Origin of the sequence: Paenibacillus sp. ACRRX (assembly GCF_022346885.1) — a bacterium.
Classification (GTDB): domain Bacteria; phylum Bacillota; class Bacilli; order Paenibacillales; family Paenibacillaceae; genus Paenibacillus_B.
The window spans coordinates 427,129-452,039 of sequence record NZ_JAKRNK010000001.1; the positions used below are offsets into that span (position 1 = coordinate 427,129).

Sequence of the window (24,911 nt, forward strand, 5' to 3'; positions counted from 1 at the left end):
AACCAATGAGTAACGATTTCTTGGCCGCGGTCAAACAAAGACGAACATTCTATGCGATCAGCAAAGAAACAACTGTGAGTGACGAGCGGATTGAAGCGCTTGTAGGAGAGGCAGTCTTACATACTCCTTCTTCTTTTAACTCGCAAAGCGCAAGAGTAGTTGTCCTGCTAAAGGAACAGCATGATAAGTTGTGGGATTTGACAACCGAGACGCTGCGCCAGATCGTGCCAGCAGACAACTTCGGTCCGACAGCAGACAAGATGAAGGGGTTCCGCAGTGGCTATGGAACCGTACTATTTTTTGAAGATCAGGCTGTCATCCAATCTTTGCAAGAGAAATTTGCCGCGTACAGCGACAACTTTCCGATTTGGTCACAGCAATCGTCAGGGATGCTGCAGTTTGTCGTATGGACAGCATTAGAGCAAGAAGGCCTCGGCGCTTCGCTCCAACACTACAATCCTTTAATAGACGAACAAGTACGACAAGAGTGGGGTCTTCCAGGTGATTGGAAATTAATCGCACAGATGCCATTTGGTCAACCAGCAGCGCAGCCTGGCGAAAAGGCATTCCAACCGTTGGAAAGTCGCTTAAAGGTGTATAAATAATTATAAACGGTCCTTTTGGAGTTGAATAGAAATCCGTGCTGAACACAGCACGGATTTTTTTAATTGAAGTGCATATTATGGTGACTATGATGATAAATGGAAGTTATAATAGCGTAAAACAATTAGTCTGACTAAGGTGTAAACACATATTTACGTCCAGATGTAAAGGTAGCCTAAGTTAGTCTAGTCAAAGGAGGATATACATGTTTAGTTATAATGTAAGCTCTGAGATACAGCTAAAGCTGCTCCAACCTGTCTACGCAGAAGAAATCTATGAAGTTACCAATCATAACCGAGACCATTTAAGAGAATGGCTACCATGGGTTGACAATATGAAAAGTGCCGATGACACTAAACAATTTATTGAAAGTGAGCTGCGGAAGTTTTCGAATAACAACGGATTTAATTGTGGTATGTATTATAACGATAAATTTGCAGGCTGCATTGGCTTCCATGAATTGGATTGGCGGAATCGGAAAACATCAATCGGATACTGGCTGGCAGCGGAGTATCAAGGTTTGGGTGTTGTAACAAGCGCGTGCAGAGAAATGATTACATATGCATTTGCGGAATATGGATTAAATCGGATTGAGATTAGAGCAGGGGAATATAATACGAAAAGCAGAGCGGTTCCCGAGCGGCTTGGATTTACCTATGAAGGCAGCATTAGACAAGCGGAATGGTTGCATGATCGCTGTATCGATCATGCCGTTTATGGATTATTGGCAAGTGAATGGAAACCTGCGTCACATGCCATAGTGTTATAAATCACTCATCACGCATAACGTTTAAATAAAATAATTTCTGCTAAATGCCTACTGTAAGCTCCATGAATTGATGGAACCGTACATCAATTATCCATCTGGAGTCTCCTTGTAATACATGCACCTTGACCTTGTAACCGGGTGAGTAAGGAGGCAGCGCAACATGCGAGCGACAAGACAGCTCCCGACAAAGATTAAAGAGCAAGTGAAGACGACTATTTTATATTACGCATGGACGGATTTAAGCCTGGATAACCATTTTTGTGAGCAATGGTTAACCGTGACAGCGGACGAAGTGACAATATGGTCAGCGAGTGCAGCACTGGCCAATCAGATCCAGCTAGCGGATATAATCAATGCGCGCACGGTTGAGGCTATAGGCGGCGGCTCATTTATCGTTGACCAGCATTCAGGCTCGCAGGTACTGCTGCGATATTCGGCAGGGCTTGCTGCCATGTTTGGCTATGCAGCCAAGCTGATCATGGCAGTCGTTCAAGATGACGTGCTGCCCGAAGCCTCAGAGAACGATTCACCACATGTGTGCTCGGTGTGCAGCGCAACATGGTCAAGTGGGGCCAGGTCTTGTCCAGCATGTAGAGACCACCGCAGAGTGTTGTCGCGAATGCTCGGATATGCCAAGACCTACAAGAAGCAAATGACAGTAGCCGCCTCACTGCTTGTTGTAACAACGTTAATCGAGCTTATTCCGCCCTATATTACTAAAATAATGGTAGACGACGTGCTTCAGCCTATGAACTTAGGTGGTGCTTTATTATGGCTTGTCATTGCGCTCGCGAGTACAGAGCTTGTGCTGGCACTAGGACAAATTGTTCGTGGATTTATAGGTGTCAGGATCGGCGCTAAGCTGATGGGAGAAATACGAACCGACATCTATAATGCGTTAATGGGGATGTCGCTCGCTTTTTTTGACAGGCGACAGACGTCCCAATTTATTGGCCGCGTCAATAACGATTCGGAAGCGATGCGTCAATTTCTGACGGATGGTCTCATGTGGGTAGGAGGCAATGCTTTAAAGCTTATCGCCATTATCCTAGTTATGCTTACGCTGGACTGGAAATTAACTTTGTTGGCGGTGCTGCCTGTGCCGTTGATTATTTTATTTTCTGTGCGAATATGGCCTAAGGTTAGGCGGATGTGGTATCGACAGTGGCGTTCTATTTTTAGACTTAACGGTCAGGTAGGCGATTCTCTTTCTGGCATTCGTGTTGTTAAAGCATTTGGTCAGGAACAAGCAGAGAAGGAGCGGTATGCAGCAGCTAATAGGGATGCGGTTGTGCAAAATGTGAAGGTAGATGGCTTATGGTCTGCTGTATTTCCGATATTTGCTTGGCTTGCGGGCTCAGGTGTGCTGCTGACGTGGTACTTCGGAGGGGACGCTGTCCTGCGAAATCAGATGACACTCGGTGTCTTGATGGCTTTTATTGCGTATTTAGGCATGTTTCTTGGACCGCTCCAGTGGTTCAGTCAAGCTGTAAATTGGACGAATCAGGCATTATCGGCTGCAGATCGGGTATTTGAGATCATGGATACCCCTGTAGAAGTCGCTGACACAGCGCATGCGCTTGCACTTCATCAAGTACGCGGTGAAGTGAGATTTGAGCAGGTCAGCTACGGATATGAAGCGAACCGTACTGCGTTGAAAGAGATTGATCTCACCGTCAAAGCAGGAGAGATGATTGGTTTGGTCGGCCATTCCGGAGCTGGCAAGTCTACCTTTATTCATTTGCTGTGTCGATTCTATGATCCTGGCAGCGGCCGTATTCTGCTGGACGGCACGGATTTGCGGCATATTAGGCAGGAGGATTTGCGTCGGCACATCGGTATTGTTTTGCAGGAGACGTTTCTGTTTGACGGAACGATTGCGGAAAATATCGCATATTCCAAACCGGACGCTTCACCAATGGATATTATACGCGCTGCCAGCATCGCCAACGCACATGACTTTATCGTACGTCTGTCACATGGTTACGATACGCGAGTCGGTGAGCGAGGCCATCGCTTGTCAGGAGGCGAAAAGCAGCGGGTAGCGATTGCGCGTGCCATTATACATAATCCGCGTATTCTGATTCTTGATGAAGCTACGGCATCTGTTGATACGAATACAGAACGGCAAATTCAAGAAGCCATTTCACAGTTGATCAAAGGTCGAACTACTTTTGCCATTGCCCACCGATTGTCCACACTAAAAGATGCAGATCGGTTAGTCGTACTGGACCAAGGTCGTATTGCTGAGATAGGTACGCATGAAGAACTGATGAGCATTGGTGGGAAATATTTTAGCCTCGTGGAAGCTCAACAAGAACTATCAAGCGCAAGGGGGCGTCTGGTGTGAGATCACAACGTGCGAATTGTGAAATCAAGGAATTGTCTCCCGCAAGCATGTCGCTGACACGTTCGATCGGCGGTATATTATCCGGCTGTATTGAAGGTAGAGCGTATGACGAATTAATTTTATATCGTACTTTTCCTGTTACAGACCCAGACCATTATGTGTCGGTTCGAGACGGTAACGGAATTGAGCTGGGTATTATCGTGGAGCCCCAGGAATTGGACGAGGAGAGTCGATTTGAGCTTGCTAAGGAAATGCGATTGCGGTATTTTATGCCGCATGTAACGTGTATTCAAAGTGTGAGGTATATCCATGAAATGTGGATATGGCAGCTTGTTACGGACGCAGGACCACTGCGGCTGATCATGCCTAACCTGCATGAACATATGCAAATGCACGGAGCTTCTCGTCTTCTGTTAACGGATGCTCAAGGGAGACAGTGTGAGATTGCTAATATGGATGAATTAGGCCCGAGCAGCAAGAAGTGGTTAGCAGATGTGCTGTAGCATGATTTTGACTATTCGATATGTGAAAAGGGCTACAATAAGGTTAAATTGCATAGTTATTGCTTTAGAAGGTTAGCTTCGCTATAATAACAATTATATTGCACTTAAGGGAGAGACTTTAATGTTGGTGACCGTTCTTAACTAATCAAATTCCATATTGAGGCTTCTGTATATTGATGTTGTCTAATTTTTACAGATGACAACGTTTATTTTTATTGCGCAGAAGAGTACCTCGGAATTAGTTAAGAACAGCGGATATCATACAATGCCCTAGGTGTATACCTATCTTATTGACGCCATCATCCGTGCTGTGTTCAGCGCGGATTTTTTTGTTATTATGGCAGTTTATTTAGGATAGGCAGCTCTATTTAAGGCAGGGAATGACGATGTCATTCTCTGCCTTTTTTTATTTTGACAAGGAGGAATAGACAATGAATAACACGCATTTGCAGCGCTTGGAATACGGAAAGATCAAAGAGGCACTTGAGTCTCATGCAGCTTCTTATCTTGGCAGGCAGCATATTGCAGATATGAAGCCACTTACCAATCTGAAGGTAATCCGGCAGCAACTGGATGAAACGGCTGAGGCTAAGTTCATGCTGCAATCTGGGGCCAGTGTACCAATTCCTTCGCTAGAGGGGATCGATCATATTTTAAGTCTGTTGGACACTGGCTATGTGTACAGCGAACAGGACTTTATGCATATGCATCAGTTTCTGCATAGCTGTGCGCAGCTCATGAAGTATATGAGGGCTAAAGCTGCGATTGCCCCGCATGTTAGCGCCTATGCGATGGCGATGTTTGAGCTAACCGCACTGAAGTCCGAGATTGAGCGTTGTATTCATCATGGTCGTGTTACTGATTATGCCAGTAAAGACTTGATGAAGGTGCGCAAACGGATCGCAGCGATGGAAGAGCGATTAAAAGGCAGATTAGCAGCGTTAATGAGCAGATACAGTTCTATATTGCAAGAACGGATCTTTAGCATGCGTAATGAACGATATGTCTTGCCGATCCGCAAGGAGCATCGGAAGCAAGTGAAAGGTACGGTGCTGGATGAATCGGCAAGTGGCCAGACCGTATATATCGAACCTGCAGATATTATGCACCTCCAGCAGGAGCTTGCTGCCTATCGGGCGGAGGAAGCTCGAATTGAAGCTAAAGTGCTGAGCGAACTGACGGCTTACGCCGAGCAATACGCACATGAGATCCGTATTAATGTGGATACGGTAGGAGCTTATGATTACTTGTTTGCAAAAGCGAAATATGCAATCTCCATTCAGGGAAGTAATGTTCAACTAAATGAGGCTGGCCGCTTACTCTTGAAGGAAGCACGGCATCCTTTGCTCGGAAGTATGGTTCCGCTTCAATTTGCGATCGGAGATACTTATCAGTCGCTTATCATTACGGGGCCTAACACGGGTGGCAAGACACTTGCACTTAAGACGGTAGGCTTATTGACCGTCATGGTTCAGTCGGGCCTACTCGTTCCCGTTGCAGAAGGCAGCATGTTCGCCGTATTTGATCATATTGCAGTTGACATGGGGGATGGACAGAGCATTGAACATGCGCTCAGTACATTCTCAGCGCATATCCGTAATGTGATCGACATTTTACAGGTTGCCAATCACGCTACGTTAGTGCTCATCGATGAAATGGCGTCGGGTACTGATCCTGGCGAAGGGGTAGGACTATCGATTGCGATATTGGAAGAGCTGCATCGCAGAGGAGCCACCGTGGTGGCAACGACTCATTTTACAGAAATCAAAAACTTTGCCGGTACGACGCCAGGTTTCGAGAATGCACGCATGGCGTTTGATCCCGATACTTTGCAGCCAGCCTATCGTTTAGTGATCGGCGAGGCGGGGCAAAGCTACGCCTTCTTGATCGCCTTAAAATTAGGATTGCCTGTAAGCATTATTAATCGGTCACGTGAGCTCACTTCAGCAGAGTCAAAAGCAATAGGAGCTGCACAAGAGACAGGAGTTGAAGCAACAGCAGAAGATCACCCAGATGTGCACGAAATACACGTAGTACAAGACATGAAACAAGAAATACAAATAATACACAAGAATTTAGTATCACATGAAACGTTAGAAGAAGCTATATCGCATGCTGTGTCCAAGCCAGAACGTGAAGCCACAAAAACACCAGCAGGCAGCAAGCATATACAGGCCAGCAACAAGCTCCAGCAGAAACAGGAAAAGCAAGCTCAAATGGAAAAAGAGGTCCGCTATCAACTCGGTGACAGCGTGCGCATTCCTTATCTGGGCAGGACTGGAATCGTTTGTGAGATGGAAGACAGCAAAGGGATTGTCGGCGTATTGATTATGAAGCAGAAGTGTAAAATCAACAAAAAGCGATTGGAGCTTCATGTGGAGGCAAAGGATCTCTACCCGGACAATTATGACTTGAGCATCGTCCTGGATACGAAGGAGAACCGTAAGAAGCGGAAACTGATGAGCCGCAAGCATGTGGAAGGATTGATGATTGAGATACAAGCAGAAGATTAACGAATAGGTGAAGGATAGAAGAGAATAAAGGGGATCATGTACAGTTAAACGAAGTGAAAAGAAATGTGCGCATGTAGAAGCTTGCGCTTGCGTTGACGGAGGAACAATGAGCAGCGATAGAATTGATGAGCGGGAACTGCAAAGTAAAGCGGAAAGCTCGTCTTCTTCGCTGCCTATATGGTAAGCCTAAGCCGTTGGATGTTATGCTAGGTATTAATCCGTTTAAAGTCAATCTATATAAGTAACGGATGGGAAAGTGAGCATGTACAATGATTGAGGTTACAGGTGCTATTGATAAGCAAGGAAGATGTAAGCATTATCATCAAGAAATGGACGTTGTAGCTATTAAATTTAAATGTTGCAACATCTATTATGGTTGTTATTTTTGTCATGAGGATTCAGCGAATCACCCTGCGGTTACCTGGCCTAAGCAAGAGTGGGACAGTAAAGCGATACACTGCGGTAATTGTCAGACTGAGCTGACGATCCAGACGTATCTTAACAGCAATTATCGCTGTCCTGTGTGTCAGTTTCAGTTTAATCCGAAGTGCGCGAACCATTCACATCTTTACTTTGAAGCGGACTCCGTATCTACATGCAACCTATAACGGATACAGAATACCGTGTCTTTCGATCAGTTCGAAAGACACGGTATTTGCTGTATCCAGCTGCACTGTAAAGTTTAAGAAGCACTGACTGGTCACATATTACTGCTCTTGAACAGTCCCGCACGCAATTCGATCACCGGAGTTTCCGGAAGGGTCTGTTATGTAGTCATCCGCTTTGGCATGAATAATAATAGAGGTCCCCCCAGACTTCAGTAGAGAGTTGGGTTGATCTTTCACTAAAGTGACCGTTTTGGTGGAGAGGCTTGCTTTTACGGTGCCATAAGTCCCTACTTCAATGTTGGGCAGATCTCCGCTGTGGAATCCTTTAGGATTGTGAAATCCGTGCTCTTTGTGCTGGGGATTCAAATGGGCTCCGGCCGTCTTGAAATCAGGAGTATCACATCGACCTGTCTCGTGAAAATGGATCGCGTGTATGCCAGGCGTCAGATTGCGAGCCTCGATGGAGAGATGTACGGTATCCCCTGATTGCGTAAGGCGAGCAGTTCCGATTGCTGCTCCTTCGTTGTTGATCATATTCACGGTTATTTCGGGCTGCTTGGCTTCAGCTAGAGCTGTACTGTTAGCACAGGCGCTTAACAGGAATCCGCTCAATAGTAGACTCGTCATTGCTAACTTGTTCATCGTGTCCTCCTTGGAATGTGACTTCCATACTAGTGTTTACCTATTTTCAATAAAGAAAACGGAGGGAGACGGAATGACATCCAAATGGTTGTAGCAAGCCGTATGTCATGATATACAAGTTAGGAGCGCGGTCAGTTCATTTAGCAAGCGATCATTCATAATCGGACCATCATAATTCCATCTGCCGTCAATTAGGTTGGCTGCCATATTGAGCTGCGTCCATTTAGCTAGCATAGTGTCGAATGGAATTTATTCTGAATATTCCCAGTAGACAGATGAAACTTATGCATTTACAGCTATAAAGGTAGAGCTGGGGAAGGGTTGCCGTTATAATAACATTGATAATGAGAATCAACATCAACATCTGTTAAATAAGAGTAGTCTGGAATAGATGTGCTTAGGGAACAGAGCTATCCGGTGAACAAGGTGAACAGGCTCAGGCAGGAGGGGTGGCAAGTTGAATAGCAAATGTGTGCAGCGTCTCTACATGTTAAGGGAAGCAGGGACGATGTGCTTACAATCCAATCAAGAGCCAATAAACGCGAGGGTTGGTGCTCCGACATTACTCGTGGTAGACGATAGAGAGGTTGCACTCTCTATTAACGGCAAGTGCTTCCCTGTGGGAAAGGGTAGTATCGTATTTATGAGACCGGAATCGACGTATGAGATCTCCTACTCAGGGCAGAGGAAGAAACTTCAACTCCCGTATGTGCAGTATGATATGTACCTGTGCAGTCGCTGGGACGGAGATGCCGTCACCTATGAACTAGCCCATACGGAGCTTCCAATAAACGGAGTCTTGTCCGTTGGTGTGAATAAGAAGGTGATGTCTTGGTTTCGTGACCTACGCGAGTGCTGGATAGGTACGAGAGAGATGGATGATGCAAACGAGCTGCTGCGCTTATTGTCAAACACTATATTTAAAGGTGCGATTCAAGCTGGCAGCGCGAGGCAGGATATTACGTTGGAACAGCTGCTTGCCTACATTCATGAACACTTTGATCGGGATATTTCGCGCACAAAGATCGCCCAGTTAACGGGATTTAACCCCCGTTATTTTTCTGTGTGGTTTCGAAAACAGATGGGCTGGACATTTACAGAGTATGTGAGCCGCATCCGTATTAATGAAGTGAAAAAGCTGTTGCTCACAAGCGAACATACGATTAGTCACATCGCCCATCTAGTTGGTTATGCAGATGGCTTGTACCTTAGCCGCAAATTTAAGCAAGTAACGGGTATGACACCTAGCCAATTCAGGGACATGCCAGTTCCCCGTCGTATTGTGTGCTTGCAGTTTGCTGGAGATTTGTTGGCGCTTGGCATTACACCTGTTGCCGTGGATAAAAGTTATTTGCGCAATTCTTTGTTATTGAGTCCGGAATGGGAAGGTGTTATCGAGTTAGATTTGGATCATCCTTCTTTGAATGACTGGGCTGCACTGCAAGCTGATCTGGTCATTGCACCGACTTATGTTGATCCAAAGTTAAGCGAATTATTGGAAACTGCAGGCCCGTTAATTACGATTGAAGCGGACAAGCTGGACCGGATAGAGGAGGTTCGACTATTCGGAAAATTACTAAAGTTGGAAAAACAAGCGGAAGCCTGGATCGCGGGCTACAGGCAGAAAGGATCTCAGGCGAGGCGGCAATTGGCACCTCTAATTCATGCTGGAGACACGGTTGGGGTGTATGAGATTCGTGATGATGAACATCTCTATATATGGAATCATACCACAAGAGGGGCTTACAATTTGTATAAGCTGATCGGTCTGAAACCGCCTGAGCGTGTGCGCAAGGAGGTACTGGAATGTCATCGCCATCTCTATATTCATGAGTCGGTGCTGGCGGAGTATGCGGCTGATCACATGTTTGTGGTCGTTCCAGAAGAGGAGGGCTGGCTGGACAAAATGAAGCAATCGATCTCACGTCATCCGATATGGAGCACACTGAGCGCGTATCAGTACCAACGTATATATTTTATTAGGCTGGAGGATTTCTGGCACAGTGAAGGCTTGGCATTGGAACGGCAGCTGCAGGTTCAACAGGATATATTGTCAGCTATAAGCCTGATCTGACTTTTATCCATACATGAAACGATGTCCTTTTGTGAATATACGGCGTTGAGGGTGGCTGTTATAGTAGGCTTAGAGCGGGTTGATAATGATTCTCATAGATGGAACTGGAATAAAACCATTATACCATATCGTACAGATGTAGAATCACTGCACACGCTCGTGCAATATTTGCGGGAAGCGGCCGCTACCCTGATTTCGGTATACATAAAGGAGTTCATCATATGCGTAAATATGTACATTTGTACGCGGCATTTGTTATGCTGCTCATGACCGTCGTATGGACGGGGTGTTCTTCAGCATCGCCAAGCCATTCAGGCGTTACACCAGTTGCATCAGGAAATGAAGTCTCTTCTTCCGAGCACACAAATGCCACAGCACAGACGAGGACAGTGTCCACGATCAAGGGTGACGTTGTCATTCCTGCACATCCACAGCGCATTGTTGTGGATTTGTATCTCGGAAGTCTGATTGCATTAGAGGTCAAGCCAGTGGGCACACCAGAGCTAAACTTAAAAAATCCATATTTTACGAAGGCACTTGCAGGTGTTGAAAATATAGGGGAATATGAACAAATTTCGCTTGAAAAAATTATGGAACTGCAGCCGGACACGATTATTACAGGAAATGCGGAAGCGTACGAGCAGTTCAGCAAGATAGCACCTACGATATTGGTTCCGTTTGGCGAGCTTAAAGATACGCATGAGGAAGTGACGTATTTTGGCAAGGTTCTCGGCAAGGAGACCGAGGCAAAGGCGTGGTTGGAAAAGTATGACCGTCGAGTAGCTGAATTAAAAGAGCGAGTAAATCAAGCTGTACCGAAAGAGGCTACCTTCTCTATCATGGAGGACTGGGGCAAGAGCACGGGCGTATTTGGCGACAACTTTGGCAGGGGCGGGCAAGCGATATACCGTGCACTGGGTCTCCATCCGCCTGCAAAGAAAGCAAAGGAAATAATGGAGCAGCAATCCATGGAGGTGTCGCAAGAGGTACTGCCTGACTTTGCAGGTGACTATATCATTTTAAGCTCAGAGACCATTACGATGGAAGACCTGAAAGCGGATCCCGTCTGGAAAACACTTGATGCTGTTAAACAAGATCGAGTATACATATGGAAGCATGAGAAATCATGGTACTTTGATCCAATTGCAACGTTATCGCAGACAGAGGAGCTTGCTGCTTGGATCACGAGCATCAGCGAGAAGTAGGGAATTCATAGATATCAAGTGCCAGATACAAATTAGGTATTATCATAATAGGAGAGAGACGGCTGTTCGATTCAACAGGAGCCGTCTCTTTTTTTATTAATTACAGTGAAACTTGGCAAGTACAGTAAATAACTTAAAGACAACTCTTATTTTACAGATCTGAACTGGGCTGCACTGATTACTTGAAGCATGGTTAAACTGTTTCATTTTTGTACATTTTTTATTAAGTAAGCAGCAATATTAATGATTGACATCAAGGTTACAGCAATTAACAGGTAACAGGAAACAGAATCGCCTTTAAGTGATAATTCGTCTACAATGTAACCCATTTGATATGTCATAAAAACAGATACCGCTGTGCATATAAATGAGATACTTATGATTGATAAACTATTAAACAGCTTAATTCGATTGTTCTGAAAAATAATAGTTATCAATAAAATAGCGAGAATAATGATAAAAAAAATATAAATAGGTCTCAAATAATCAAAAACAGCAAGGTTGTCCATAATTTCTCCCCGTTATGAAATGAATTCAACCTTTTTCTCGAAAAGTTACTTTCGCATTAATATCTTCTCGACACCGTGCCGTTCTCCTTTTACGAGAATGAGCTCAGCACGAGGTTTGGTTGGCAATATATTTTCCGTAAGATTCACCAAATTAATGTCTCTCCATATTTGCTGTGCAAGCTGCTGCGCTTCCTCCTCTTGCAAGCCGGCAAAACGATGGAAGTAGGATTCTGGCTTCTGGAAAGCGGTGCTTCTCAGCAAATTAAATCGCTCAACGTACCATTGCTCCAGATGCTGCTCGCTTGCATCAACAAAGATGGAATAATCAAAGAAGTCGCTTACAAAAATACTGCCTTCCCGACTAACCTGCAGCACATTAATTCCTTCGACAATGAGAATATCCGAACTGTTAATGGTTTGCTCCTGATCAGGAACAATATCGTAGACCAGATGGGAATATATCGGTGCCGTGACATTAGGTTTTCCGGATTTGATATCCGTCAAGAAGCGAAGCAGCCGCTTTGTATCGTAGCTTTGGGGAAAGCCCTTTTTATTCATCATTCCCTGAGATTGCAGAACTGCATTTGGATATAAGAAACCGTCTGTTGTCACCATATCAACTTGCGGATGCGAGTCATATTGCGATAATAGAACCTGCAGCAGCCTTGCGGTGGTACTCTTACCTGCTGCAACACTACCAGCGATGCCTAGTATAAAGGGCGCTTTGGGTCCATCAAGCTGCAAGAATGAGGATAAGGTATGATGCAATTGCATAGACGCCATCACACGATGATGAATCATTTCCGCGAGCGGGAGGTAAATGTCGTTTACCTCTTGAATGGACACTTGATCATTAAGTCCTTTCAATTGTTCAAATTGTTCCGGTGTCACGGATGTATGCATACGGCTGCCAAGACTGGCCCACCGTTCTCTTTCAACCGTACTGTAAGGAGAAGACTTTGGCATAGATGATGGACCTCACGTTTCAATCAGTTTAGATGTCGCAATGAAGAACATGTATTTCATTATTTTATTACTAAATGCTCGTCAAGCCAAGTAGGACGTAACTAGGAGGTTTGATGTAAAGCGGGTTGGAACGGATTGGAGTGTTGATAACACTTATATCTCACTCCTTTGTTGAGTTAGCAGTGAATTGTTGTCGACTATATTCACTGTTATATCAGAGTTGTGTGTTCGGATTATTCCTCGGGAAATAATAGAGTAAACAGCAGATCGAAACTTGTTGGAAGTGCGGACTCGTTAGTATAATGGTAGTAATTTGTTACCTAAGGAAGAAGGTTGTTAGTATGAAACGTACACTCGTTATTAGTGACATTCATGGCGAACTGGATAAGCTGAATCGGCTTCTGGAATTGGTGAATTATGATTCAGAGCTTGATCAATTAATATTGCTCGGGGATTATGTGGATCGAGGCCCAGATCCGCGAGGTGTCATCAAGAAAGTGATGGAGTTAAAGGCTGCAGGCGCCCTTGCTCTTAAAGGGAACCATGAGGATATGATGATAAAAGCGCTGACAGGAGCGGGGAATGACGCTTGGAATCGTTGGTTCAAGCGGAATGGCGGCGACAAAACACTGCTGAGTTATGGGATTAGTCAAGAGCTTTTGATTGAGAAGCCAGAGCAAGATACTTATGAACTTGCCCCCTCCGAACGTGCTGTGGAATTATTGGAAGATTTAGCGTTTTTACAAGAATTGGATCATTATATTGAAACGGAAGATTACATATTTGTACATGCAGGTGTTCATCCTACCATCCCTATTTACAAGACAGATCCTTACACGTTAATGTGGATCAGGGAGGATTTTCATCAGGGATATGAAGGACAGAAGACGGTCGTGTTTGGCCACACCACAACGAATGGGCTTCATAGGGACGTTGACAATCATGAAATATACTATGGAACGAATCGGATCATTGGTATTGATGGCGGGGCTGTCTATGGCGGGCAATTAAATGCGCTGGATGTAACCAATAACAAAGCTTATGCTGTGAAATAATAAAAGGAGGGAGACCATATCGGTGCTCTCTCCTTCCTTGTATGGTTTGTGTTACGCATTCCCTTTGTACAAAGCACGATACTCACTAGCCAACATACTCATTAAGATCGAATCGTGGTACTGATGATTGTAGAATATAATCTCCCGTTGGACACCCTCCTGCTTGAAACCTAATTTCTTATATACGTGCATGGCGCGGTCATTGTACGTAAATACGTTAAGCTCGATCCGATGTAAATTCAAAATACCAAAGCCGTACTCCAGCATTAGCCGGATTGCTTCTGAACCATATCCTTTACCCTGATGGGATGGGGCATCAATTGCGATTCGTAGATTAGCGTTGCGGTTAATAGAATCGATATCTTGAAGTGCGATATCACCGATTAGCGTGTCGGAAGAGGCTTCGGCGATAAGCAGCAGCACAGTGGTCGAATCTTGTGCTTTACTCTCAATGTAGCTGTGGATCTGCTCTTTAGTAAAATGCCGTTGTGTACCGGTTAATCTTCTCATTTCCGAATGAAATAACAGATGATAATAGGATTCGGTATCTTCTTGATTGACGGGTCTTAAATAGATGTGTTGTCCTTCCAAAAAACGTATCGGCTTGTGTGTTTTTTCTGCTGCTGACATCGTTAGTCCCTCCAGTAGTTATCGTAATAAAGCCAAATTATAGTCTCACTATACATGTAACCTGTATGCTTTAAAATATACAGATTCGAGCAAGTGTAAAGGACAGATATGAGAGGCGTGTAGTTTACCATGTTTATTTCTAAGTTAGATAAGCAGCACTCGAAGCCGCAGTATGTGCAGCTTTATGAACATATCAAGCATGAAATGGTGACGGGCGGCTTGGCTGAGCATACCCGCATGCCTTCTATTCGATCATTAGCGGACTTCTTAGGAGTCAGCCCAACCACAGTAGAATCCGCATATAGTCAGCTCCAGGCAGAGGGTTATTTGGTGAGCAAGCCAAAGCGAGGGTATTATGTTCAGCCTCTAGGTGATCTGGAATTGAACATTGAGCGGGACAAGGGGGGAGGCGCCCCTGTTGATTTAACCAAAAGAGCTGCATCAAGGGCATTTCCAGCAAGAGATGGTGCCTCATACCAATACGATTTTCATTTATCCCAAAATGACTTCGCTCTATTTCCGTTTCAGCTATGGCGAAAGATGTCCAATCAAGCACTGCGTCCTGATAATCAACATTTGTTGTTCTATGGGGACCCACAAGGAGAATATGGACTGCGTGTGCAAATTAGCAGTTATTTGCATCGCTTCCGTGGCTGCCAATGTACACCAGATCAGATTGTTGTTGGCTCGGACCAGCATCATTTATTAACTTTGTTAAGCAGCTTGTTAAAACTACAAGTACAACATATCGGTGTGGAGAATCCGGGTTATTTGCTTCACGCAGAGACGTTTAAGCAGAATGGGTTTCAGGTGTCCCCCATCCCTTTGGAAGCAGATGGGATATGTATCGGGGAGCTAGTCAGCCGTCAAGTACAAGCTGTCTGCGTATCGCCATCACACCAGTATCCGCGCGGTATGACGATGCCGATCGGCAAGCGGATTCAATTGTTGGAGTGGTCGCGCCAAACGGGAGGCTTTATCATTGAGGACGATTATGATGGGGAATTCCGCTATCATGGTCGAGCAGTGCCCTCGCTGCAAGGCTTGGTGACGGATGCAAATGTCATCTACTTGGGCGGATTCTCTCAAGTGCTCGCCCCTGCTTTGTGTGTGCATTACATGGTGCTGCCTGCTTCATTACTAGATGCCTACCAGCGCTTGGAATATTACACGCTGCTGGAGCAATCCTCATCTAGGCTTCATCAATACACGCTCCAACTTTTTATGGAGGGTGGTCATTTGGAACGCCATGTTCGCAAGATGCGCAAATGGTACGGACAAAAGCACGATTTGGTGATCGAAACGATCCTACGTGTCTTTGCGGGGAAGGCGCAAATTATCGGAAAAGATGCCGGATTTCATATCCTGCTGCGGATCGAGCACACCAAAACGGAGCAGGAACTGGTCGTGCTGGCCAAGCAGGCGGATATCCGTATAGCTTCTGCTGCTTATACTTGGCTGGAACCGCCGCACCATACGCACAAGGAGTTTCTTTTGGGCTTTGGCGGCATTAAGATGGAGCGGATTGTAGAGGGAGTGGAGCGGTTGTATGAAGTGTGGTATGGAAAATGATGTTCTACCACCATATTAAGAGTTAGAATAATTGAAATAGGGGATTGATAGGAAGGAACTTATCTAAAAACCGTATACTTGTTGAGATAAAGGAGACTAGCTGTTGAAGCTAGTTTCCTTTTATTTTCAGCATAATTTATTTATGTATCCAAATATTGTTTGGAATCTTCTTTGACCATGGCGTATTGTGTTAGAGTGCAGGGTCTATTTGTAAGTTAAACATAAATGATGGAAAAAGGTGAAAGCATGAGAAAAATGATCATTTGGTTCCTCGTAAGTTTATTTGCAATAAGTATGTGTGAGTCAGCGTACGCTTTATCCGTTAACGAGTATATATATGACTCTAATGGTAAGTTGAAGTCTACATATAATTATGACAATCGAAGCAAAGTTGAATACAACTATAATTCGAATGGGAACGTCATTTTAAAGAAACATAGAGTTGACGCCCCGGTTCCAGTATTTAATAGACTGAGCAACTCTAACTTTGACAGCTTTATAAATGGAGTTGTTGAAAAATGGGACATTTCAAAGTGGGATGTCCCCAAAGCTGAATTTAAAGAAGTTGAACATCTCGGAGCAAAAGCGCAATCGGTGAGATGCTCGGAGATGAAAAACAATGGATATTGCGGGATAAGCCAAGTTGTAGCTGTACAACCAAATCAACCGTACACATTGCGTGTATCGATGGATATTCAGGAACTCCATGAAAGCAGAATGCAATTGTATGTGGACTATTATGACCAAGCACAGAAGTTTATCAGTGTCAATGTCCAAGAACTGAAAGGTCCAATTAAGGTAGATTATGTTACGTTCAGCCTTAGGGGGAATATTCCAGCAAATGCTTCAACAGCACGAGTTTATGTTTTGTCGAGAAGCGAATCGGATAATGGGCAGGCTGCTTTCTATATACGGAATGCGGAATTTCGGTATGGGATGGATTCTAACCTGTTAAGTAACGGATCAGTTGATGGAACGAGTGGTCAGGAAGTCGCTGATTTATGGACGAGGGTAGGATGGGATATAGGTATGAGAAATACCAATGTTCTTGAATACGATAATAATTATGTACAAGAAGTAATAGCAGATCAGATTAGTGAGAACGGAGTTGCAGGCATAAGTCAAGTCATACACATTACGCCATCTTCTCAATCAACACAATTTAAAGTATCAGGCAGCTTTAATATTGTCAGATTGAAACATTCTTATGTCCAGCTTTACGTGGATTTTAAGGATGACAATGGGCGATTTGTGGGGGCTTACGCAGCTCCTTATTTTACGAATACTAATGGTAACGCTATTACGATTTCGGAATACGGACAAGTCCCTGCAACTGCGACTCATGCAGTCGTATATGCATTGATCAGAGGACAAAAAGCTAACAGCTCAGGCCACATTCAAGTCGATAATTTGAGATTTGTATACAACGAACCAAGTATAACTGCAGATGAAAAATTTGATGTTTACCATAATGGAGATTTGAAGTCAGATTATTGGGATAAGGTAGTATGGAGCTCTGATTCATATGATTTTCAACTGCGTCAGCAAAAAGACAAAGAAATTGCTCAATATATATCTGGCAAAGCCATCAAGGCAAATGGAATTGTAGGCGTAGTGCAAAAATTAGCGATCGTGCCATTACGAAATTTTAAAGCCACTAGTGATTTGAGGATAAGTCATTTAGACCATGCAAAAGTTCAGCTTTATATCGACTTTTTTAATGTAGATAACCAATTTGTAGGGGCAAGTATTGTTGAGGGTGATAAGGTGACAGGAACTACACCAATTACACTAACAACAGCAGGGAAGATGCCTGAGCAGGCAGCATATGCGTTTGTATACATTTTAATAAGAGGCATTACGGATGGTGGGGAAGGAGAGATATTAGTTGACAATGTTAAAATGGCGTATCAGTAAGGTAACGATCACAGTAATTATATTGATTGGCATATGGTGTTTGCAGTTACCTGCAAGCACAGCTCAAGCTGCATTGGACGCATATGTGCAGTGGGGAGATAGCATGGTCGTTAATCTGGATGGTTCCAAAGCGAGCATTAATATTTATGATGTCGATCAGAAGCTGCAGGCTGTGCACCAGAACGGGAAGATCCTAATTAAACAATATGACTTGCAAGGCAATTTAAAGAAAACATATCTCCAACGAGAGCATGCTGTTTATTCTTCCTCCAATGCCTCCTTAACGATATATGTTCAACAGAACAATTCCGATGTGAGTGAGTTGAAGGTGGCTTACTGGTCAGATACGGTTAATAGAGAGCATTCTTCAGTTGTTCTTGCAGAGAAGATGAGAAATGGGTTGTGGAAGGCAATCATTAAGTTTAGCGAGCTATCGCACGGGACGGAAAGTATCACGCTATGATCCAGGTTGATGGAAAAGATACACGTCAGCTTGAATTTCAAGTCGTGGATACTGGGAAAATAGAGCTCAGTCCTAACCTATCCCTAAACGAGGACGATGTAACTATTCGGATAATTGGTGTATCACCGACCGTAAAAGAAGTGAGATTTCCAACTTGGACGAAAGCCAAAGGTCAGGATGACCTGAAATCTCCTTGGATTATAGGATCTAAGACGGATATAGATACATGGGAGATTAAAATTCCATATCGTGACCATAATTATGAAACTGGCAATTATATCACTCATATTTATTCCTTTGATAAATATAGTAATTCTAGAATTATCGGAATGATTGAGTATACGGTACAAGGAGGTAATAAGGCCCCTACAAAGGTGGACATTTCAGATGCCTCCTACGATCTAGTTATATATAATGTTGCGGAGTCGGTACAGCAGGTTTATTTCCCAACCTGGACGTTAAATAATGGTCAAGATGATGTGGAGTGGATTCAGGGAATCAAAGAAGCTCCAGGAGTATGGCGAGGTACGGTTATTTATACGAAGCACAATGAGGAGACAGGTGTTTATACGACCCACGTCTACGCTGACAAAAACATGATCCAGATTGCAAATGTGACTGTTGAAAATAAAGCTCTTGTCACAGCTCCAAAGCAAGCTGAATTAAAAGACGGTCATTATCAAATTACGGTATCAGGTCTATCGGATAAGGTGAGCAACGTCTATTTTCCAACCTGGACAGAACAAAATTGGCAGGATGATTTAAAAATCCCTTATGTTAAAGGTAACAAAAATGTGAATGGGGATTGGATATATACCGTGAATTATCGTGATCATAAGTATGAAGCGGGTAATTATATCACTCATGTATATACAGAAGATAAATATGGTAACAGGCGGATGATCTGGGGTCATATTACTTCTGTTGCAGCAAGCCCCTCGTATCCTACTAAATCTAAAATAAATGAGAAATGGTACGATATTTACGTTTATGGTCTGCCGAGTGCAACTAAAAACGTTCAGTTTCCTACTTGGACATCAGCCAATGGCCAAGATGACCTTGAATGGATTAATGGTGAGTGTGTAAGTGAAGGGATTTGGCGGGGAAGGATATTTTTTGATAAACACAATGGAGAAATAGGCTCTTATATCACTCATATTTATGTGGATGAAAAGTTCTATCATGGAGGGATAGTAGAAGTTGATTCGTAATTAAGCGTGCTTAGGCTTTCGTTTTTAATTGAGTTCTGCTCTTATCCATGAACATGGAGTAAGTAATCGAACTAGAATCATAGAATAAGCAGCAAGGCGAAAGATTAATATAGTACATATAAAAAAGGGGAAAACTCAAAATGAGAAAGATATCGTGGGTCCTGATCGTGGCACTCTGCTTGGAGATATTGTCACCTGGCATTCTGAGCATGCAGCAGTCGGTCAATGCATTGGAAGGACAGCAGCAGGGAGCGCTGCTGACAATTGATAGCGTAGCAGCCAAATATAAGGTGTCACCGTCGAGCATTATTGAAATGCTGAATGCTGGCTACAGCTTAAAGGATATATCTGCTGCACTGGACAAAAATTCTGACGTTTTGAAATTATTCGAGACGTTAGAAAAGTTGTTTCCTGGAAAAGGAAAGCCGTATCAGCCGCCAGCGGTAACAGATGTAACGTATGGATTTGAAGGATTAAATCCATTGCTTGACCTAGATATGCTAGCTAACGCAACAGGAAATGTCTATGGTATTTATGACGGTACAGATGGTAAAAACACCGTAACAAGTTCGGTGTATGGGCGTTCTAAGAGAAGCCTTACAAGCAGCAGTTACGACGAACTAGGTTTGAAAAATCAACACGTGAGGTTGGATCAGGCACCGTATAGTGTGAGTACCGGATTGGAAGATATATCAACTTCAGATGGTTCACTTAATATGAAGGTGACGGATATTAGTTTACCTGGTCGCAACGGTTTCTCCTTTAATCTAACACGATCCTATAACAGTAATGCGGCAGAGTATTATGAGAAAAACTTTACTCAAACGTGGCTTTTGGGTTTTTATTTCTCACCTAATTTAACTGTCAAAGTATATACAGCGCAACCTGGAACGGAACGGAAATATCAATTTGAATATCCTGTGAGTTCAAAAGATATTTATTTTAGCAATAAGTATGTAGCACAGGCCCCTAGAAAGTTTGCTAATGGGATAAATGGTCGGTATGACCAAATTCATGAGATCATGGAGGAGGAGTATGGAGACAAAACGAAAAAAATTGATACGTATGAAGTATGGGCAGATGGCAACAAGTACGAACTAGACGTATATCCAATGGATGCTCCACTAGAACAATCCTACTTTATATCCGAAACAATGAGGCAAGGGACTACATATGATTCTTGGACAAGTAGTCGTGTGATGGATAAAAGGATTCCGTTAGGAAAAGGGTGGACATGGGATATTCCATACATGCACATGGGCGGTAATTCCAAGTATATTGCAATGCCTGGTGGATCGGTATACCTAGTGGGTGGTGACAACCAGATCGTAAATTATCCTTGGCATGATGTTAGCCTTTCTATGGATACGAGCAAGGTAGTAAATGAAGTCTACTCTGAATATGTCCTCAAATACAAAAATGGAATAAAATATTATTTTTCATTTGATGGTAGACTAATTAGACAAGAAGATCCGTATGGTAATTCATACGACTTTTATTATTATAGGCTTAATGGAGGGGAGTATGTTCTACAGAAAGTAATAGCGGGCACAGGCCATTATCTTTATTTTAATTATAGTAGTGACGGTAGTAATATTACGGTATCAAATGGAACTGATATGGTGACCTATCAAAAAGGATGGGTTCCAGGTACGGAAAACTTGCAATATTTACATTCTATTATAGATATGATGGGTAGAACTACACACTATTCTTATAAGTTTGCAGAGTCTAAATTTACTGTTCTTAACGCCAAAAAGCCTGATGTACGTAATGATTTTGCTTTAATCAACCAAATTCACCACCCGACGGGTGCGAAGACGCAATTTACATATGATTCACAAATACGGAATTTAAGTAGTGGAACTAAACAAATTCAATATAGAGTCGTAGAGCGTAAAGATGTATTGGAGTATACAGATGGTCGAGTGATAGAAAGTAATAATAATACATTCCGGTATGAATCAGATCCATATTCTTATTACCAAGACACAGCACATACGATGATCGTATCTAATGGTGAGCTTAATACTTCTTTTAGATATAAAAAGCTATGGAACAATGGCAATCCGAAGTTCTTTAACCTGGAAACGATCCAAGAAGCAGGAGCTTCACAGCACATCTCACAGCAAGCGTATGACGAAGCAAGTGGCAATCCTAACCCGATCCAGATAGTCACCAAGAAGCGGAACGGAGGCGCTGAAAGTCCTGCCCTGACAGTCAATCGCCAATATGACCGCGACGGCAACATCACGAGCGAGACCAGCAGCATGGGGGCTAGCACCGTCACGACTTACGATCCAACCTTTGCTTTGCCGCAAACGGTAACGACCAAGTTCGATGCGAACCAGCAGTCCGTAACCCGTTATGTACGGAACGGGCAAGGTTCAGTAATCGAGTCGAAGACATATGCCAATGCTGAGGGTGGACCACTACTGCGGCACACGAACTTTGAGTATGACGGCTTTGGCAATGTGACGAAGGTGTTCGCCAATAACAACGGCAAGCCGACCGTATTCCGATACCAGTATGGGCCGGAGTATCAGCATGCGTTCCTTACGCAGCAGGATGTGGAAGTGACCAATGCCGATGGGCAGAAAAGCGTGGTAGTGGAGAAAGCGCAGTACGATCCGTTGACTGGTCGATTGCTTGCGTACACGGATGGTCTCAATCAGATCACGTCGTACACATACGATCGTCTAGGCCGTACAACATCTGTCACGATGCCAAACCAAGCGCAGGCCAGCTATGTGTACAATGACAGCGCCAACCACATCATGGCAAAAAATACATTAGGTGAAGTCCAACAGGTTTGGTTTGATCCACTTGGCCGCAAACTGAGGGAGACACAAGGCTTGGGCGAAGTAAAGTATGGCTATGACGAGCGTACAGGTCGTCTGCTGTGGCAGGACGATGCCTATGGAAACCGGACGTGGTATAGCTATGACGCTTTTGGTCGCATCAAGCAGACAACGTATGCGGATCAGACGTCATCCAAGGTGGAGTATGATGATGTTGGTTCAAGCGTAACAACTATCGATGCGGAACAGAACCGAACACGCTCCACAAGTGATATACTCGGTCGTGAATTGATGATTGAATCTTTGCAGAACAAGCAGAACTATGTGCCGATTCAGAAGAAAGAGTACAACTTGGCGGGAGCTGTTGTAGCCTCTTCGGATGGAAATGGGAACCAAACGACATACAAGTATGATACGTTAGGTCAACTGCTAGCCGTTGTTGACGCAGACAACCAGCAGACTAGCTACCTGTACGATATGCTCGGGAACTTGGTGACAACAACCTATGGCAACCAGCAAAGCACCAAGAAAGAGTTCGATGAATTGGGGCAAGTCATTAAGAGTATTAATGGTACGGGTCAAGAACAGAAGTTCTATTATGATGCCAACAGCAACCCGGTGCGTTCCATCGATCGCAGTGGAGTGGCGACAGATAACCGTTTTAACAATATGAATCAATTGGTGCAGACGATAACAGGGAATGACAATGTGCAATACGCGTATGATACCGAGGGTAGACGCCTGAGCATGACTGACCATCGCGGCACAACAAGCTACAAATATCAGCCGATATCCGGATTCCTGACGGAGATTCAATACCCGGATGGCGTACGGTTGACGAATAGTTATGATTTGAACAAACAGACAGGTTATGAGCTTCAGGCTCCACAGACAAACGTAAAAGTGGATGCAGGCTACGACAACATGAACCGGTTGAAAACGTTAGGCGTAACGAGCGGCGGTTCTGCTGCCAACACGATTGGCTACAATTATCTCAGTAACGGGCAGTTAGCGCAGCAAAGTTATGGCACGGCTTTTGTATCGCAGTTGCAGTATACCGATGTGAAGCTGTCCCAATTAACGTATACGAGAAATAACGCTGCGATGAATACGTTCCAGTACGGTTATGATGCCAATAGCAACATTACCAGTCGGAACGAGAATAACAGGGGATCAAGCTTTACATACACACCGTTGAACCAGATCAAGACGTCTAGTGAATTCGACGAACGTTATTCCTACGATGCACGTTACAATCGATTAACGCTGGAAAGCTCCCGTGAGCTGCCAATTCAAGAAGCGCAATATGAATATGATGTGAAGAATCGGCTTGTAAAGGCGACAGGGACTCACAATCCAGTCACGTATTCTTACACTGGAGAGGGCCTGCTGTACGAACGGATGGAGAATCAGTCCAAGAGCCGTTATTACTATGATGCGAAGAGCTTATTGTTGGCGGAAGCATCAGTAGGTGCGGACGGCAAGGCCCAGATGAAGTACGTATATATCCATGATTTGAACGGCAAGTTAGTCGGACGTCAGGATGCTGCCAACGGTAAAATGCAATATTACCAACTGAACGGGCATGGTGATGTGGTCGCGTTGGTAGATGAGCAAGGGCAGAAACTGAATGAATATCGCTATGACATTTGGGGCCAGCCGCTCGAAGAAAAAGAGACTGTACCGAATATCTTGAAGTACTCAGGTGAGTACTGGGATAAGACAACAGGACTCCAGTATTTGCGAGCTAGATGGTACGACCCAAGCATGGGGCGGTTTATTAATGAGGATACGTATGAAGGGGATAAAGGGAATCCGCTTAGTTTAAATTTGTATACGTATGTGGAGAATAATCCGTTGAAGTTTATTGATCCAAGTGGACATGCTCGAATCAATTCTTATGATGTTATGGAATTGGAACTAGTCCTAAATGAAGCCATGAAATTTCAATCAACGAAGTCAGAAGGTTGGTGGAGATGGAGAGGTTATTTAGGGACAGAGTTTGCGCCAGTATTTAATGAAGCGGACAATAATAGATTTAAGTATCTGTACTCCTTGCTTACGCAGACAAATAGTGGAAAGCATTCCTTAGGAAGAGCAGAATGGGCTAAAGGACAATTACTAGATAGTTACGCTGAGTATAAGCAAGATGAATATAATGAAGTTTTAGCATATGCTATTATAGGAAGTATTGGAGGTATTGCTAATTCTAAGGGGACGGGTAATGTTAAGTTCTCTCCAAACAACTTGCCAAAAGACCCTCAGCAATTGGTGAAGAATGGGTGGAAAGATGTCACACCTGAAGGTATGGCGAAAAAAACAAGTTCAAGAGAATATAATGACCCTGCAACAGGAATGAAGGTGAGATTTGATCCCGGTAAGCCCGGAGCAAATGGCTTTGAAGGAAAAGATCATTATCATGTCACCAATCCAAATGGTACTACAAAAGTAGATTACTATCTGGATGTTAATGGTAATCCTGTTGCTAAAGGTTCAAAAGCGTCTCATATCGTCCCATAG

General features: G+C 43.8%; 18 protein-coding genes. 14 read left to right on the plus strand and 4 right to left on the minus strand.

Translation table 11 applies throughout. The features are described from left to right. Nucleotides 1-5 precede the first annotated feature (5 nt). The 6 genes from MH117_RS01870 (at nucleotide 6) to MH117_RS01895 (ending at nucleotide 7,346) form a co-directional block, all read left to right on the plus strand. Nucleotides 6-605, plus strand: coding sequence for a nitroreductase family protein (locus tag MH117_RS01870; protein WP_239326806.1), 600 nt, complete (start codon nucleotides 6-8; stop codon nucleotides 603-605). A 203-nt stretch (nucleotides 606-808) separates the two neighbouring features. Beyond that, the gene (locus MH117_RS01875) at nucleotides 809-1,372 is read left to right on the plus strand and encodes a GNAT family N-acetyltransferase (RefSeq protein WP_239326808.1); all 564 of its coding nucleotides are present in this window, start codon (nucleotides 809-811) and stop codon (nucleotides 1,370-1,372) included. Nucleotides 1,373-1,532: 160 nt separating this feature from the next. Then, entirely contained in the window at nucleotides 1,533-3,722 is a 2,190-nt protein-coding gene (locus MH117_RS01880; protein WP_239326810.1) for an ABC transporter ATP-binding protein, read from the plus strand. Continuing rightward, nucleotides 3,719-4,225: a DUF1854 domain-containing protein gene (locus MH117_RS01885; RefSeq protein ID WP_239326812.1), complete on the plus strand. Its 507-nt coding sequence runs from the start codon at nucleotides 3,719-3,721 to the stop codon at nucleotides 4,223-4,225. Before MH117_RS01880 ends, MH117_RS01885 begins: the two co-directional genes overlap by 4 nt. 431 nt (nucleotides 4,226-4,656) lie before the next feature. Then, complete coding sequence (locus MH117_RS01890) at nucleotides 4,657-6,738, plus strand: endonuclease MutS2 (protein ID WP_239326814.1); 2,082 nt, start codon at nucleotides 4,657-4,659, stop codon at nucleotides 6,736-6,738. A gap of 269 nt (nucleotides 6,739-7,007) precedes the next feature. After that, complete coding sequence (locus MH117_RS01895) at nucleotides 7,008-7,346, plus strand: CHY zinc finger protein (protein WP_239326816.1); 339 nt, start codon at nucleotides 7,008-7,010, stop codon at nucleotides 7,344-7,346. Between the two features lie 99 nt (nucleotides 7,347-7,445). Here the strand turns inward: MH117_RS01895 and MH117_RS01900 are convergent, their stop codons facing one another. Both MH117_RS01900 and MH117_RS26460 read right to left on the minus strand, forming a co-directional pair. After that, the gene (locus tag MH117_RS01900) at nucleotides 7,446-7,988 is read right to left on the minus strand and encodes a superoxide dismutase family protein (protein WP_239326818.1); all 543 of its coding nucleotides are present in this window, start codon (nucleotides 7,986-7,988) and stop codon (nucleotides 7,446-7,448) included. 105 nt (nucleotides 7,989-8,093) lie between these two features. Then, entirely contained in the window at nucleotides 8,094-8,222 is a 129-nt protein-coding gene (locus MH117_RS26460; RefSeq protein ID WP_275444468.1) for a hypothetical protein, read from the minus strand. Nucleotides 8,223-8,445: 223 nt separating this feature from the next. Here MH117_RS26460 and MH117_RS01905 point away from each other — a divergent pair, with 223 nt between their 5' ends. Both MH117_RS01905 and MH117_RS01910 read left to right on the plus strand, forming a co-directional pair. Then, on the plus strand, nucleotides 8,446-10,062 hold the full coding sequence (locus MH117_RS01905; RefSeq protein WP_239326820.1) for a helix-turn-helix domain-containing protein: 1,617 nt from the start codon (nucleotides 8,446-8,448) through the stop codon (nucleotides 10,060-10,062). Between the two features lie 221 nt (nucleotides 10,063-10,283). Then, nucleotides 10,284-11,267, plus strand: coding sequence for an ABC transporter substrate-binding protein (locus tag MH117_RS01910; RefSeq protein WP_239326822.1), 984 nt, complete (start codon nucleotides 10,284-10,286; stop codon nucleotides 11,265-11,267). A gap of 554 nt (nucleotides 11,268-11,821) precedes the next feature. On the opposite strand, the gene coaA is transcribed toward MH117_RS01910, so the two are convergent. After that, nucleotides 11,822-12,742, minus strand: coding sequence for a type I pantothenate kinase (coaA, locus tag MH117_RS01915; RefSeq protein ID WP_239326824.1), 921 nt, complete (start codon nucleotides 12,740-12,742; stop codon nucleotides 11,822-11,824). A 341-nt stretch (nucleotides 12,743-13,083) separates the two neighbouring features. Here coaA and MH117_RS01920 point away from each other — a divergent pair, with 341 nt between their 5' ends. After that, nucleotides 13,084-13,797 carry a metallophosphoesterase family protein gene (locus MH117_RS01920; protein WP_239326826.1) on the plus strand — a complete coding sequence of 238 codons (714 nt, stop codon included), beginning with the start codon at nucleotides 13,084-13,086 and terminating at the stop codon, nucleotides 13,795-13,797. A gap of 51 nt (nucleotides 13,798-13,848) precedes the next feature. Here the strand turns inward: MH117_RS01920 and MH117_RS01925 are convergent, their stop codons facing one another. Next, the gene (locus MH117_RS01925; protein ID WP_239326828.1) at nucleotides 13,849-14,427 is read right to left on the minus strand and encodes a GNAT family N-acetyltransferase; all 579 of its coding nucleotides are present in this window, start codon (nucleotides 14,425-14,427) and stop codon (nucleotides 13,849-13,851) included. 129 nt (nucleotides 14,428-14,556) lie between these two features. Between MH117_RS01925 and pdxR the strand changes: the two genes are divergently transcribed. From pdxR to MH117_RS01950, 5 genes are all read left to right on the plus strand, one after another. Beyond that, entirely contained in the window at nucleotides 14,557-15,999 is a 1,443-nt protein-coding gene (pdxR, locus tag MH117_RS01930) for a MocR-like pyridoxine biosynthesis transcription factor PdxR (RefSeq protein ID WP_239326830.1), read from the plus strand. Between the two features lie 246 nt (nucleotides 16,000-16,245). Beyond that, a complete protein-coding gene (locus tag MH117_RS01935; RefSeq protein WP_239326832.1) occupies nucleotides 16,246-17,916 on the plus strand; it encodes a hypothetical protein in 1,671 nt (556 codons plus the stop codon). Beyond that, a complete protein-coding gene (locus tag MH117_RS01940; protein WP_239326834.1) occupies nucleotides 17,888-18,379 on the plus strand; it encodes a hypothetical protein in 492 nt (163 codons plus the stop codon). Before MH117_RS01935 ends, MH117_RS01940 begins: the two co-directional genes overlap by 29 nt. Beyond that, complete coding sequence (locus tag MH117_RS01945) at nucleotides 18,376-19,590, plus strand: GBS Bsp-like repeat-containing protein (RefSeq protein WP_239326836.1); 1,215 nt, start codon at nucleotides 18,376-18,378, stop codon at nucleotides 19,588-19,590. Before MH117_RS01940 ends, MH117_RS01945 begins: the two co-directional genes overlap by 4 nt. Before the next feature lie 140 nt (nucleotides 19,591-19,730). Continuing rightward, nucleotides 19,731-24,911 carry an RHS repeat domain-containing protein gene (locus MH117_RS01950; protein WP_239326838.1) on the plus strand — a complete coding sequence of 1,727 codons (5,181 nt, stop codon included), beginning with the start codon at nucleotides 19,731-19,733 and terminating at the stop codon, nucleotides 24,909-24,911.